This is a genomic window from Dyella lutea (genome assembly GCF_024158035.1).
In the GTDB taxonomy this organism is placed as follows: Bacteria; Pseudomonadota; Gammaproteobacteria; order Xanthomonadales; family Rhodanobacteraceae; genus Dyella_A; species Dyella_A lutea.
On the sequence record NZ_JAMZEK010000001.1, the window covers coordinates 1 to 14478 of the forward strand.

12 protein-coding genes are annotated in these 14478 nt (G+C 68.6%); 6 read left to right on the forward strand and 6 right to left on the reverse strand.

Features of this window, described 5'->3' with window-relative positions:
- Together NC595_RS00005 and tsaD are read right to left on the reverse strand one after the other, a co-directional pair.
- Window positions 1-146, reverse strand: a 146-nt coding sequence (locus NC595_RS00005; RefSeq protein ID WP_343214894.1) for an IS110 family transposase, incomplete at its 3' end; no start/stop codon positions are given.
- Between the two features lie 332 nt (window positions 147-478).
- Complete coding sequence (tsaD, locus tag NC595_RS00010) at window positions 479-1558, reverse strand: tRNA (adenosine(37)-N6)-threonylcarbamoyltransferase complex transferase subunit TsaD (RefSeq protein WP_425493030.1); 1080 nt, start codon at window positions 1556-1558, stop codon at window positions 479-481.
- Window positions 1559-1612: 54 nt separating this feature from the next.
- On the opposite strand from tsaD, the gene rpsU reads away from it, so the two are divergent.
- From rpsU to NC595_RS00025, 3 genes are all read left to right on the forward strand, one after another.
- Window positions 1613-1828, forward strand: coding sequence for a 30S ribosomal protein S21 (gene rpsU / locus NC595_RS00015; protein WP_017463750.1), 216 nt, complete (start codon window positions 1613-1615; stop codon window positions 1826-1828).
- A 181-nt stretch (window positions 1829-2009) separates the two neighbouring features.
- Window positions 2010-2456: a GatB/YqeY domain-containing protein gene (locus tag NC595_RS00020; RefSeq protein WP_253564092.1), complete on the forward strand. Its 447-nt coding sequence runs from the start codon at window positions 2010-2012 to the stop codon at window positions 2454-2456.
- Between the two features lie 135 nt (window positions 2457-2591).
- The gene (locus tag NC595_RS00025; protein WP_253564093.1) at window positions 2592-2762 is read left to right on the forward strand and encodes a DUF1328 domain-containing protein; all 171 of its coding nucleotides are present in this window, start codon (window positions 2592-2594) and stop codon (window positions 2760-2762) included.
- Here the strand turns inward: NC595_RS00025 and NC595_RS00030 are convergent.
- Entirely contained in the window at window positions 2759-4570 is a 1812-nt protein-coding gene (locus NC595_RS00030; protein WP_253564094.1) for a S41 family peptidase, read from the reverse strand. The genes NC595_RS00025 and NC595_RS00030 overlap by 4 nt on opposite strands.
- 81 nt (window positions 4571-4651) lie before the next feature.
- Here NC595_RS00030 and dnaG point away from each other — a divergent pair, with 81 nt between their 5' ends.
- Together dnaG and NC595_RS00040 are read left to right on the forward strand one after the other, a co-directional pair.
- The gene (gene dnaG, locus NC595_RS00035) at window positions 4652-6385 is read left to right on the forward strand and encodes a DNA primase (RefSeq protein ID WP_253564095.1); all 1734 of its coding nucleotides are present in this window, start codon (window positions 4652-4654) and stop codon (window positions 6383-6385) included.
- A gap of 39 nt (window positions 6386-6424) precedes the next feature.
- Window positions 6425-7039 (forward strand): DedA family protein, encoded by a 615-nt coding sequence (locus NC595_RS00040; RefSeq protein ID WP_253564096.1) that lies wholly within the window; start codon window positions 6425-6427, stop codon window positions 7037-7039.
- Window positions 7040-7075: 36 nt separating this feature from the next.
- Here the strand turns inward: NC595_RS00040 and NC595_RS00045 are convergent, their stop codons facing one another.
- Entirely contained in the window at window positions 7076-9829 is a 2754-nt protein-coding gene (locus NC595_RS00045) for an Ig-like domain-containing protein (protein ID WP_253564097.1), read from the reverse strand.
- 190 nt (window positions 9830-10019) lie between these two features.
- Here NC595_RS00045 and NC595_RS00050 point away from each other — a divergent pair, with 190 nt between their 5' ends.
- Window positions 10020-11000, forward strand: coding sequence for a bile acid:sodium symporter family protein (locus NC595_RS00050; RefSeq protein ID WP_253564098.1), 981 nt, complete (start codon window positions 10020-10022; stop codon window positions 10998-11000).
- 97 nt (window positions 11001-11097) lie between these two features.
- Here NC595_RS00050 and NC595_RS00055 read toward each other — a convergent pair whose 3' ends face one another.
- Window positions 11098-11757 (reverse strand): hypothetical protein, encoded by a 660-nt coding sequence (locus NC595_RS00055; protein WP_253564099.1) that lies wholly within the window; start codon window positions 11755-11757, stop codon window positions 11098-11100.
- Window positions 11758-11778: 21 nt separating this feature from the next.
- Complete coding sequence (gene mgtA, locus NC595_RS00060; RefSeq protein WP_253564100.1) at window positions 11779-14433, reverse strand: magnesium-translocating P-type ATPase; 2655 nt, start codon at window positions 14431-14433, stop codon at window positions 11779-11781.
- Window positions 14434-14478 lie beyond the last annotated feature (45 nt).

A 14478-nucleotide genomic window follows, 5' to 3' on the forward strand; every position in this document is an offset into this window, starting at 1 on the left:
TGTGGTGCGTGCTGGCGCAGCCATGCCAGCAGTTCGGCGAATCCGGCTGGCGTATTGGGCAGCTTGCCCTTGGTGCGGTATTTCCCCGGCCGGTCCAGCGGAACGGCCACATCGAAGCTGGCCTTGGCCACGTCGATGCCTACCATCGGTTCGGTCATGTCACGTCTCCTGGCAGTCGTTTCAGACGCTGACCATCGACGATCCGCACGGCCGATCCTTACGCGTTCAGGCTCTCGCCGACCGGCGGGCCTCCGATACCGTTCAGGCGCTGGCGGATGAAACGGAACGAGGGCGCGAATCTACTCGGCAGGCGCAAAGCCTCGGGAGCCCGTCGGCGTCACCTCGTCCCCTCCGATGATCAGTCGGGGATTCTCGTCCGTTGCCGGACCAGAATCGAGACATAAGGAGCCCGCTCGCGGGCGATGCTCTTGGCTTTGGTGTCGGATCAGAGCGAAGAGCATCGCCCGCGAGCGGGCTCCTACGATGCTGGCGGCAGGCTTTCCAGATCCCAGCGCGGAAACACCTGCACGGTGGCATCCTGGTGCTGGCCGTGGGCCAGCCGGATCGCTCCGGCCAGCGCGATCATCGCGCCGTTGTCGGTGCAGAACGCCAGCCGTGGGAAGTAGGTGCGGAAGCCGTCCTTGTCGCCGGCCGCGGCCAGTTCGGCGCGCAGGCGGTGGTTGGCGCCCACGCCGCCGGCGATCACCAGTCGATGCGCGCCGCTGGCCTCCAGCGCACGGCGGCACTTGATCACCAGCGTGTCGACGATCGCCTCCTCGAAGGCCAGCGCGATGTCGGCGCGGGTCTGCTCGCTCTGATCGCTGGCCTGCCAGGCCAGCAGCACCTGGGTCTTCAGGCCGGAGAAGCTGAAATCCAGGCCGGGGCGATCGGTCATCGGGCGGGAGAAGCGGAACGCGCCCGGTCGGCCCTGCCCGGCCAGCGCCGCCAGCGCCGGGCCGCCGGGATACGGCAGGCCCATCAGCTTGGCGGTCTTGTCGAAGGCCTCGCCGGCGGCGTCGTCCAGCGTGTCACCGAGAATGCGGTACTGGCCGATGCCGGCCACCTCCACCAGCATCGAATGGCCGCCGGAAACCAGCAGCGCCACGAACGGCGGCTCGGGCGGATCGGCCTCCAGCAGCGGCGCCAGCAGGTGGCCTTCCATGTGGTGTACGCCGATCGCCGGCACGCCCAGCGCCCAGGCCATCGCCCGCGCCGCCGAGGCGCCCACCAGCAGGGCGCCGGCGAGGCCGGGACCGGCGGTGTAGGCCACGCCGCCGAGATCGGCCGGGGTCAGCCCGGCCTCGGCCAGGGTCTCGCGCACCAGTGGCAGCAGCTTGCGCACGTGGTCGCGGCTGGCCAGCTCGGGCACCACGCCGCCGTAATCGGCATGCAGCTTGATCTGGCTGTACAGGGTGTGGGCCAGCAGGCCCTCGCCGGGAGCCTCCGGCTGCCAGCGCAGCAGGGCCACGCCGGTCTCGTCGCAGGAGGTCTCGATGCCGAGCACCGGGCCGGTGACGGCCCGCCCCGCGGCCACCTTTGAAAATTCTGTGGTACCCACGTTATACTTCGCGGCTCGCCCGATCAGACGGGCAGATTACCACCCGGAGATTCCATGCCCAACGTTAAAGTTCGCGAGAACGAGCCGTTCGAGCTTGCTCTGCGCCGTTTCAAGCGTACCTGCGAAAAGGCCGGTGTGCTTGCCGAGACCCGCAAGCGCGAGTTCTATGAAAAGCCGACCCAGGAGCGCAAGCGCAAGCGCGCTGCCGCGGTGAAGCGTCACCTGCGCCGCCTGTCGCGCGACACCACGCGCCGTACCCGCCTGTACTGAGCCACGGCGTCCGCCCCGCGCGGACGTCCGGACCGCGGCGCCTCAAGCGCCAGACGCGGTCCCTCGGCAGCTGGCGCGTCGATCCGCCGCCGCTGCGACAGCACCAAGCACTGGCCGACGCTGCTCCGCGCAGCGCCGGCCTTGTGCATTTGTGCCCTTTCCTCTGAACGGAGCCACCCGCATGTCGATCAAGCAACAGCTCACCGAGGACATGAAGGCCGCCATGCGCGGCGGCCACAAGCACAAGCTCGGCGTGGTCAGGCTGGTCCTGGCCGCGATCAAGCAGCGCGAGGTGGACGAGCGGATCGAGCTGGACGACGCCCAGGTGCTGGCCGTGCTGGAAAAGATGGTCAAGCAGCGCAAGGACTCGATCAGCCAGTACGAAGCCGCCGCCCGCGAGGACCTGGCCGAGGTCGAGCGCGCCGAGATGGCGGTGATCGAGACCTACCTGCCGGCCAAGCTCGACGACGCCGAACTGGACGCCCTGATCGACGCCGCCATCGCCGAAACCGGCGCCAGCTCCGCCCGCGACATGGGCAAGGTGGTCGGCGTGGTGAAGACCCGGGCCGCCGGTCGGGCCGACATGGCCGTGGCTTCGGCCCGCATCAAGGCGCGCCTGGCGGGTTGATCCCCGCCGCCCCGCGGGCCGGCGCACCCTCGTGAGCCGGTCCGTCACATGCCCCAGCGCCGGCCTTCACGGCCGCTCCCCTAAAAAGACGACTTTGTCGAACTATGATCGGCCCCCGGCCGAAGGGAGAGTTGCATGCTGAAGTGGGCAATCATTTTCGCCGTCATCTCGCTGATTACCGGCCTGATGGGCTTCCGCGGCGTCGCCGGCGTCACCGGCACCATCGCCAAGGTGCTGTTCGCGATCTTCCTGATCCTGTTCCTGATCGCCCTGCTGGCGGTGATCGGGGTGTTCCACATCCTCTAGGGTCCGCGCGCCCGGTCACCCGCGATCCGTGAGGCTCCCGGTTCGTCCGGGGACGGCCTCAAACGCCCCGCCCTGGCACGTAACAGCTGCGCGGCGCGCTCGATCACCGGATCGCGACCGCCACGGATATCCGCGACCGAGGGCGCCACCGGGACGTCCGGCGCAATGCCCTTACCGACGAACTCGCGACCGTCCGGATAGCTGTCCCACTTCACACAGATGCGGGCCGAGCCGCCGCCGGGCAGGTTGAATGACATCGGCATGCCGGTACTGCCACCGGTGCGCTGGCCCACCAGGATGCCGCGCTTGAGCGCGCCGAACGCCATCACGAAGTCCTCGGCGGCGGAAAAAGTGCGCGCGCTGGTCAGCACCGCCACAGGGCCATTGAAGATCGGACGGGTCCGGTGGGGATAGGAGGCGCCACTGCCGTCGAGCGGCCGCCACTCCATGCTCAGATGGCCATTGGCGCGCTCCACCGGCTCCACCGAAAGCTCGGTGGAGCGGGGGCCGGGAATCGGCGCGGCGGTCAGATGGGAAAGGATCTCGAATCCGTAGCGGTCCGAACCGCCACCATTGTTTCTCACATCCAGGATCAGCGCCTTGGCCTGCATGATCTGCGACAGGTGCTGCGTGAACGCCTCGCTGGAGGCCTTGGTCTCGAACTGGTCGAGCGAGAGATAGGCCACACCGCCAGGCAACTGCCGGAACACGAATGAAGGTGGCGAGCGGCGGTCCGGGTAGTTGTCGCGTGCGACGACCAGCGTCCGGTGGTGACCGCGCCCATCGTCCAGGTCGAGCTTCAGCGGCGCGTCCTTGTCCCCGGCCAGCAGCCCGTAGGTGTACATGCGCACCGCCATGTCCTGCGGCGTCGAGCTGCTCTCGTACGGCGCGACCCGCTCGCGTGCATAACGCTTCACCTCGATCCCATCGATCGCCGTGATCTCGTCGCCGACGCGGATCCCCTGCTTCGCCAGCAGCCCGCTTCCGACGAACGTCACCAGGACCTTGCCGCCGATCAGGGCCGTGCGCAGCGGAGGGCGCGCGTAGAAGCGCGGCTGCAGTTCCTTCGGCGGGTAGACGTTGGTGTGCCCGTCATGCAGCAGCGGGGCGAACCGCATCAGTACCTCGTAGTACTCGCGGGTGTCCCGGGACGCGATCACCTGAGGCAGGAAGTCGAGATAGGCACGGTCCCAGTCGAGCCCGGGAACGTTGTTGAAGTGCGCGAAGTTGTACTTGACCTCCGACCAGAACAGGGACAATCCGGCGATACGCTCGGCCTCGCTCAGGTAGTCGGTGTAGGGCGTGGCGATCGCCCGGGCTTGCCACAGGCGGCCCATCGCATCGGCCCGCTCCAGCATCGCCCGGTAGCGCGGCTCGCCCTGCAGCAGCGCCTGCGCCCGCTTGCTGCGATAGACGAGGTCCAACGGGGCGCTGTCCTCGGCCAGCATCTGCGCCATGACGTCGAGCGCCTGGGCCTTGTCGCCCTCGGCCAGGTACAGCTCGAACAGATCGGCGCGGAGGTTGTAGGCCCGGTAGCGGAGGAATTTGTTGCCCTCGGCCAGGTCGCGGATGTCCGGCCGCTGCATGCTCTCCAGCGCATCGCGCAGGATGGTCTCGGCCTGTTTGCGGGAAGCCGGCGAGTCCTTGTCCTGGTCACGCACGGCCTCGGCCTGTTCGCGTGCGGCACTGAGCCGGTCGTAGGCCTGCATCGCCGGCCCTTTTTGCGCCTGCGCCATGCCGGACGCAAGGCAGGCCAGTGCGAAAGCCGCCGCGGCGATCCCGCCATTCCATCGGTCCGGTCGTGACATGTGCGCCTCCGTGCGTTGATGTCCCAGCTTACCGGGCATCGGGCGCTGGCAGGACGCCCTATCGTCTAAACTTGCACGACTATGCGCGGCCGTATCCCCGACAGCTTCATCGATGAACTGCTTGCCCGCGTCGACATCGTCGACGTGATCGAGCGGCGCGTGCCGTTGAAGAAGGCCGGGCGCGAATGGACCGCCTGCTGCCCGTTCCACGACGAGCGCTCGCCGTCGTTCTACGTCAGCCCGGCCAAGCAGTTCTATCACTGCTTCGGCTGCGGCGTGCACGGCAGCGCGGTGAAGTTCCTGATGGAGTACGAGCGGCTGGAGTTCCCCGACGCGGTGGAGGAGCTGGCCCAGTCGGTCGGCCTCACCGTGCCGCGCGAGGGCGGCCGCGACGAGCGCCCGCGCGAGGACAAGACCGATCTCTACGCCCTGCTCGACGCCGCAGCGAACTGGTACCAGCAGCAGCTGCCGAAGAGCCCCGACGCACAGGCCTACTGCAGGAAACGCGGGCTCGACGCCGACACCATCGCACGCTTCCGCCTCGGCTGGGCGCCGGCCGGCTTCGACGGCGTGATCAAGGCGCTGGGTACCAACGAGAAGCGGTTGCAGCTGCTCAACGAAGCCGGCATGGTCGCCAGCAACGAGCGCGGCAACAAGTACGACCGCTTCCGCGAGCGGCTGATGTTCCCGATCCTCGACCGCCGCGGCCGGGTGATCGCCTTCGGCGGCCGCGTGCTGCAGAGCGAACAAGGCCCGAAATACCTCAACTCGCCCGAGACGCCGCTGTTCCACAAGGGCCGCGAGCTGTTCGCGCTGTGGCAGGTGAAGCAGGCCAACACGAAGCTCGAGCGCATCGTGGTGGTCGAGGGCTACATGGACGTGATCGCCCTGCACCAGGCCGGCCTGCCGATCGCGGTGGCCACGCTGGGCACGGCGACCACGCCCGAACACACCGAGGTGCTGTTCCGCGCCGCGCCCGACGTGGTGTTCTGCTTCGACGGCGACCGCGCCGGCCGCGCCGCCGCGTGGAAGGCGCTGGACGCCGCGCTGCCGCGCCTGCGCGACGGCCGCCAGGCCTACTTCCTGTTCCTGCCCGACGGCGAGGACCCGGATTCGCTGGTGCGCAAGGAAGGCAGGGACGGCTTCGAGAAGCGCATCCGCGAGGCCACGCCGCTGTCGGACTACTTCTTCGGCGAGCTGTCGCACGACGTCAACCTGTCCAGCCTCGACGGGCGCGCCCGGCTGGCCGAGCGCGCCCGCCCGCTGATCGCCCGTCTGCCCGACGGCGCCTTCCGCGACCTGATGGCGCAGGAGCTGGAGAAGCGCAGCGGCGCCCGAGCGCAGTTCGAAACGCCCGCGCCGCAGCGCGCGGTGCAGCGACCGGTGGCGGTACAGCGCTCGCTGGTACGCAGCGCGATCGCCCTGCTGCTGGGCCAGCCCGGCCTGGGGGACGAGGTGACCAAGCCGTATGGCTTCCTGCGACTGGACAAGCCGGGCGTGGAGCTGCTGGCCGAGCTGGTCGACCTGGCGCGCAGCCGGCCCGGCGCCAACCCGGTGAGTCTGGTCGAGCACTTCGCCGGCCGCCCGGAATACGCCGCCCTGCAGAAGCTGCTGGCCGCCGCCACGGTGGGCGAGCCGGAGGCGCAGCGGATCGAGTTCCTGGACGCGCTGGCGCGGATGGAGCAACAGGCGGTGGCGCAGCGTCGCGATGCGCTGGTGGCGAAGAGCCGGGACGGCGGCCTGAGCGACGCCGAAAAGACCGAGCTGCGCGCCCTGCTCGCGGCCAAGCATGTTCCCGTGGCTGCACCGGAATGAGTCCGGGGATGCCGGTGCCGGGCGGGCGATGGAGCGCTGATGAATCTGCTTGAGCGGCTGGTCGGCATCTTCGCCGAACACGGTTACCTGTCGGTGTTCATCGCGCTGCTGCTGTGCGGCGCGGGGGTACCGTTGCCGGAGGACATTACCCTGGTCGCCGGCGGCATCATCGCCGGCCTCGGCTACGCCAACGTGCACGTGATGGTGGGCGTGACCATGGTAGGCGTGCTGGTGGGCGACGCCACCATGTTCATGCTCGGCCACCATTTCGGCGGACGCATCCTGCGCCTGCGCCTGTTCGCCTGGCTGCTGCCGCCGGCCCGCTACGCCAAGGTGCAGCAGAAGTTCGAGCGCTACGGCAACCGCCTGATGTTCGTGGCGCGCTTCCTGCCCGGCATGCGCACTGCGGTGTTCATCACCGCCGGCGCCACCCATCGCGTTTCGTTCTGGCGCTTCCTGCTGCTGGACGGCCTGGCCGCACTGATCAGCGTGCCGCTGTGGGTATATCTGGGCTACCTGGGCGCCGACAACCGCGCCTGGCTGACCACCTGGATCCATCGCGGCCAGGGCGGCCTGTGGATCGTGCTCGGTGTCGTGCTGGTGCTGGCGGCATGGCTCTGGTGGCGCCGCCGCCAGCGCTGCAACGGAGAGTGAGGCGGGAGGCTGTCCACAGCCTCCCGCCCGAACCGCTTACTGCGTCTTCACGCTGACGTCGTCGACCACGAACGAGGTCTGCAGCGAACCGTCTTCCACGCCGTAGAAGTTCACCTGGATGGTCTGCCCCTTGTAGGCGGCCAGGCTGATCGTGTGCAGCGTGTAACCGCTGGCTGCGTTGGCGTTGGAGTAGGTCGCCAGGGTGACGTACGAGCCCGAGGCGGTGATCGCCTGCACCTTCAGCGTGTCGTAGGCGCTGCTGCCCGACTCGGCGGTGTCGATGTGCAGGTAGAAGCTCAGCGTGGCCGAGCTCACGCCGGACGGGATGGTGATGCTCTGCCGCACATAGTCGGTATGGCTCGAGCCGTAACCGTCCAGCCAGGCCTTCCAGCTGCCGCTGTGGGCAGCCTCGTTGCTGCTGCTGGTGATCACGCCGCTGGTCTGGGTCCACACCGTGGCACCGCCCTCGAAGTCGCCGTTGCCGATCAGCTCGGTGCTGCCGCCGCCGGTGCTGTTGGACACGCTGAAGCTCACCGTGCTGCTGGTACCGACGTTGCCAGCGGCGTCGTAGGCCTTGGCCACCAGGCTGTGCGAGCCATTGGCCAGCGTGGTCGAGTCGAGGCTGGCGCTGTACGGTGCGCTGGTGTCGGTGGCCTGCAGCGTGCTGTCGACGTAAAACTCCACCTTGGTCACGCCGACGTTGTCGCTGGCGCTGGCCGACAACGTCACCGTGCCGCTGCTGCCGCTCTCCGCGGCACTCACCGTCGGCGGCGTGGTGTCACCCCCACTGCCGCCGTTGGAGACGCTGAAGCTCACCGTGCTGCTGGTGCCGACATTGCCCGCGGCGTCATAGGCCTTGGCCACCAGGCTGTGCGAGCCGTCGGCCAGCGTAGTCGAGTCGAGGCTGGCGCTGTAGGGCGAGCTGGTGTCGGTCGCCTTCAGTGCGCCGTCGACGTAGAACTCCACCTTGGTCACGCCGACGTTGTCGCTGGCGCTGGCCGACAGGGTTACCGTGCCGCTGCTGCCGCTCTCCGAGGCGCTGACCGTCGGCGGCGTGGTGTCGCCACCGGTCCCTTCGGTCACCCATACCGGCGCCGACCACAGGCGCAAGCCGTCGTCCTGGGTGATCTTGGCGTAGTAGAAATGGTCGCCCGTGCTCGGTGTGATGGTGGTGGTCGCCGTCTGCGACAGCGTGCTGACGGTACCGTTGCTGCCCGGCACGCCCTCGAACACCTGCACGCGCTGTGCGGTATGGCCGGAGCTGCTGGCGTAGTTCACGGTGAGCGTCAGCGGACCGGAGTTGCTAAAGCGCTCGCCCATCACGTGGCCGTTGGCGGTGAGCACGATCTGCGCGGTCTTGTCCTCGGTGGCGAACACGCGGCGGGCGCGCAGCGCGTCGAGGAAATCTGCCAGGTTCAGTGCGGCGCCGTTGGGCAGCAGCACGCCGGTGCGGTTGGTAAAGCTGGCACCCCAGTTGGCGCAGTGGTTGTCCTGGTCCGAACTCGGCGCGACGTGGTAGCCGCGCTCCAGGATGGTGTCGAAGGCCGTCTCGTAGCTGGTACGGCTGCTCTCGGTCTCGGTGGTGTTGTTGGAGAACGCCGAGCTGTTGAGCACCTCGGCCAGCACCATCACGGCATCGCCGTCGGCGGTATAGCCGAAGTTGGTGCCGTTGACCACGAACTGGCCCGAGCTGGCCGGGTGGTTGAACTGGCCGATCCAGCCGTTCGTGTGCATCAGCGTATACAGCGACGCGTAGTCGCTCTTGGCGGTGTAGATGTCGCCGATCAGCTGGTTGGAGGAGTTGTATTCCCACTCCAGCAGGCTCGGCGTGTTGAAGATGTTCATGTGCCCGCCGTTGCTGATCACGCCCCACTCCAGGCCGTAGATGGCGAGGAAGTTGGCGTGCGCGGCGTTGAACGTGCTGGCCGCCTGCAGGCCCGACTGGAACAGGTTGTGCGCGGTGGTCGGGCTGGCCGAGCTGTTGGTGCCGGTCGAGCCGTCGTACATGTGGTTGTGCTCGGACGTCATCAGGAAGTCCAGGCCTTCGTTCATCGCGTACTGGTAGGCATCGGCCGGACCGTACGGGGCGCTCTGCGGCGGCTGCGCGTCCTTGCAGGTGGACACCACGCCGCCGCCGTCGCTGTGGTTGGTCTGGCTGTGCAGGTTGCCGTAGTAGATCGTGTACGGCAGGCCGCCGGTGGTGCTCACCGACTGCATGCTCGCCGCCTGGGTGACGATGCCCTGGGTGGCGGGCCGGTGCATCGGCAACGCATGGAAAGCCGGCATCGCCGGCTTGGCCACGCTGCCGACCATCACGTCGTAGCGCTGCTGCTCGATCAGCTCCGGCGCCTTCACGTGGGCCAGGTCCAGCGCCTGGCCGACCAGGCCGGAGCCGATCCGCGCGACCACCGTGTCGTCCATCGCCAGCGCGCGCAGGCGCACCGTGTAGTAGCCGGGCGCAAGCGCCTGGCGCTGGGCATCACGGCCATCCCAGTTCATGTGCACCAGGGTGTCGCGAGCCTTCGCCAGGGTGGTGCTGCCCTGCCAGTGCCGGCGCACCTGGCCACTGGCATCGAGCACGTCCACTTCCCAGGCAATCGGCGTTCCGGGGGCCGCGCCCGGGTACTCGAAGTGCAGGGTGATCGGGCGCGTGGCCGAGGCCGTGAACGGCACCTGCAACGCAACGCCGAATTCCTGGTGGTCCGGCAGCGGCATCGTCGCCAGCGCCGGGGTACAGAACACCGCGCCGGCCAGCACGAGGCTGCCAGCTATCCATGATTTTCTCTGCATGACTCCCTTTCCCCTACGTCAATGTAAGAAGTTCCCCCGCGCGGCGTTATATGGCAGTCCGACATGGCGCCGGTATGACCAAAGTTCCTAGGACGCCCGCAAGGGCTTGCGCTTTGGCGCCAGTGCGCGGCCTGCGCGGCACGGCGCCGGCCGGATAGACTTGCGGTTTTGCCAAACGCATCACGAGCGCATGCGCCGCCTGCCCATCGATCCGTTCACCCAGGCCCTGCTGGTCACCGTCGCACTGGCGTCGCTGCTGCCGTGCCGCGACGCGTGGGCCGTCGCCTTCGATCGCATCACCGATGCCGCGATCGCACTGCTGTTCTTCCTGCACGGCGCCAAGCTCTCGCGCGCAGCGGTGCTGCACGGCATGACCCACTGGCGCCTGCATGCCAGCGTGTTCGCCTGCACCTTCGTGCTGTTTCCGCTGCTGGGCTGGGTACTGCGGCCGCTGCTTGGCGCCATGCTGACGCCCGCGCTGCTGCTGGGCGTGCTCTACGTGTGCACCTTGCCTTCCACGGTGCAGTCGTCGATCGCCTTCACCTCGATGGCCGGCGGCAACGTGCCGGCAGCGGTGGTCAGCGCCTCCACTTCCAGCCTGGTCGGCACCGTGCTGACGCCGCTGCTGGTGGGGCTGACGGTGGCCACGCACGGCAGCGGCCACGGCTTCTCGTGGCACGCGGTGGAACAGATCCTCACCCTGCTGCTGTTGCCGTTCGCGGCGGGGCATCTGTTGCGCCCGTGGATCGGCGGCTGGGTGGACCGCCATCGACCGCTGCTGCGCTACACCGACCAGGGCACGATCCTGCTGGTGGTCTACACCGCCTTCAGCGCGGCGGTGGTGGAGGGCCTGTGGAAAACCACGCCGCCGCTGGCGCTGCTGGCCACGCTCGGCGCCGACGCCCTGCTGCTGGCGCTGGTGATGCTCGTGGCCTGGTTCGGTTCCGGCGCGCTGAAGTTCGCGCGCGAAGACCGCATCACCATCTTCTTCTGCGGCTCCAAGAAAAGCCTCGCCACCGGCGTGCCGATGGCCAAGCTGCTGTTCGTTGCCCTGCCCGGTGGACTCGGCGGCATCGTGCTGCCGCTGATGATCTTCCACCAGTTGCAGCTGATGGTCTGCGCAGTGATCGCGCGGCGCTTGGCGCGGGGCGCCAATATCGCCTCCATGTAGGAGCGCACCCTGTGCGCGACGCTTTCCGTCACGCGACGAAGAGCATTCGCGCACAGGGTGCGCTCCTACAGGCGAACAGGCAGCCGCCCGAAGGCGCTCAGCCTTCGCCGGGCGAATAGTTGAGGCCGAGCGTCAGCCAGCGGCCGTGCGGGTCCGTTCCCATCAGCAGATCGGCTGTGACACTGCGGCCAAGCGTCCGCCGCAGGCCGGCTTGCCACGCCGGGCCGGCGCCGCGCTGGACATAGCCTTCGGCGAGCAGCAGCCAATGCGAACCCAGCGGGTGTTCCAGGCCCGTGCCAAACGTTGGCGCGGGTGCGTGCCGCCGCGCCACGCTCCAGCCGGCATTGAGGTGGACCAGCCCAAGGCCCGGCACCGGCAGGCTGGCGATCAGGTTGGCGACCGCCGCGCCCGGCGCGCCGGCATGGCCGCTCCAGGCCGAGCCCACGGAGACTGCGAAACCGGGCGTTGCCTCGGCCACGTCGCGCAGCGTGTGTTTCAGACCGAAGCTCAGCTCGGCAGGCGTCGCCGTGGACACCACCGATCCGCCAAGGCTGTATTCGACGCCGCCCAGCGCACAGGCCGGGACGGCGCTGGCGTCAGCAGCGCCGGTCGGTGCCAGGCGCAGCCAGGATTCCAGCTGGCAGTGGCCATCCGGCGTGGTCCCGGCGTCGTCGACCAGCAGGCTGGCACCGGCCCGTGCAGCCAGCGACGGCAGCAGGGCGGATGCCAGTACGAGCGTACCGGCGAGGCGGCGCATGATCGGTTTTCCCGACCATCGTCACAGCCAGCGCCCGAAGCGCCGGATGTACAGCCGCTTCACCAGCTGGGTCAGCACGCTGTAGCTGACCAGGGTGAGCACCAGCCAGCCGAAGTAGGCCGGCGGCAGCGGCACCATGCCGAGCTTGGCGCCGATCGCGGTGAACGGGATCACCAGCCCCAGCGTGATGATCGCGGCGGTGAGCGCCAGCACCGGCGCCGAAGCCATGCTCTGCAGGAACGGGATGCGCCGGGTGCGGATCATGTGCACGATCAGCGTCTGCGACAGCAGGCCCTCGATGAACCAGCCGGACTGGAACAGCGACTGGTGCGCCGGCGAGTTCGCGCCGAACACGTGCCACATCAGCCAGAACGTGGTGATGTCGAAGATCGAGCTGATCGGCCCGATCCAGGCCATGAAGCGGCCGATGTCGCTGGCGTCCCACTTGCGTGGGCGACGCAGGTATTCCTCGTCGAGCCGGTCGAACGGGATCGACAGCTGCGAGATGTCGTACAAGAGGTTCTGCACCAGGATCTGCAGCGGCAGCATCGGCAGGAACGGCAGGAACGCGCTGGCCACCAGCACGCTGAACACGTTGCCGAAGTTCGAGCTGGCGGTCATCTTGATGTACTTCATGATGTTGCCGAAGGTGATCCGCCCCTCGATCACGCCCTCCTCCAGCACCATCAGGTTCTTTTCCAGCAGGATGATGTCGGCCGACTCCTTGGCGATGTCGGTGGCGGTGTCCACCGAGATGCCCACGTCCGCCTCGCGCAGCGCCGGCGCGTCGTTGATGCCGTCGCCAAGGAAGCCCACCGTGTGGCCCTGGCGCTGCAGCGACTTCACCACCCGCGCCTTCTGCAGCGGCGACATCTTGGCGAACACGGTGGTGCGCGCGACCAGCGCGTCCAGCGCCGCGTCGTCCAGCGGTTCGATATCGCGCCCCTGCGCCGAGTGCTCCACGTCCAGCCCCACTTCGCGGCAGATCTTGCGCGTCACCGCCTCGTTGTCGCCGGTGATCACCTTCACTGCCACGCCGTGCTGGTTGAGCGCGCGGATCGCGGTGGCAGCCGAATCCTTCGGCGGGTCGAGGAAGGCCAGGCAGCCGACCGCGGTCAGCCCGGCCTCGTCGGCCACGCCGTAGGGACGGCCGGTCGCCGGCTGCTGGCGGATCGCCACCACCAGCACGCGCAGGCCGTCGTGGTTGAGCTCGCGCGTCATCTCCTTGATCGCGGTGCGGCGCTCGGCCGTCATCGGCACCAGCTCGCCGCCGATGCGCGCGTGATCGCAGATCGCCAGCATCTCCTCCACCGCGCCCTTGCACACCAGCAGGTGCTCGCCGCCGGCGTCGCCCAGCACCACCGACATGCGCCGGCGCTGGAAGTCGAACGGAATCTCGTCCACCAGCCGGTACATGCCGGCGGCGGGCTCCAGATCGCGATGCTCCAGCACCGCCTTGTCCATCAGGTTCTTCAGGCCCGTCTGGAAGCGGCTGTTGAGGTAGCCGAACTCCAGTGCCTCGTCGGACTCCTCGCCAGCCAGGTCGAGGTGGCGCTCCAGCACGATCCGGTCCAGCGTCAGCGTGCCGGTCTTGTCGGTGCACAGCACATCCATCGCGCCGAAGTTCTGGATCGCGTTGAGGCGCTTGACCACCACCTTGCGCTTGGACATCGCCATCGCGCCCTTGCCCAGGTTGGCGGTGACGATCAGTGGCAGCATCTCCGGGGTCAGGCCCACTGCCACCGACAGCGCGAACAGCAGCGCCTCGAAGAAGTTGCCCTTGTCCCACCAGTTCAGCGCGAACACGATCGGCACCATCACCGCCATGAAGCGGATCAGCAGCCAGCTGACCGACTTCACGCCGCGGTCGAAGCTGGTCTGCACGCGCTGGCCGGTGAGGCTGCGCGAGATCGAGCCGAGGTAGGTGCGGCTGCCGGTGGCCACCACCAGCGCGCTGGCGGTGCCGCTGATCACGTTGGTGCCCATGTAGCAGACGCTGGAGAGATCCAGCGGGTTGGCGCTGCCGGCATCGAGCAGGTCGCGGCCGCTGGGCGCGGCCTTCTCCACCGGCAGCGATTCGCCAGTGAGGATCGCCTGGCTGATGAACAGGTCCTTGGCGCTGAGCAGGCGCAGGTCCGCCGGCACCATGTCGCCGGCGGCCAGATGCACGATGTCGCCGGGCACCAGCTCGACCACCGGCACCTCGATGCGCTCGCTGTGGCCGTCCGAGGCGCGGCGGGTGACGCTGGCGGTGTTGCGCACCATCGCCTTGAGCTTTTCCGCCGCCTGCGAGGAGCGGTATTCCTGGGTGAAGCTCAGCAGCACGCTGATCGCCACCATCACCATCACGATCACCGGACCGGTGAGGTCGCTGGCGTCGGTGGCCAGCTGCACCACGGCCAGCGACAGCAGCACGATGATGAACGGGTTGAGGAAGGCGTGCAGCAGCTGGCGCGACCAGTGCGGCGGCTTTTCGTGCGACACCTCGTTGGGGCCGTCGGCCTGCAGGCGCGCCTGGATCGCCTCTTCGTCGAGGCCGTCATGGCCGGTGGCAAAGCTGGCGAACAGCGCGTCCACCGGGCGCCACGCCTCGGCGGCAGCGGCGACGGTGGTCGGCAGGGGGGAGGTCTTGCCCGCGGTCTTGCGTGCCGCGTGGAGGGGGGGCTGCCGGGTCATAAAGAGGCTTCCGTGGTTGCGAGTCTGCGCTACGCCGGAAGCCCA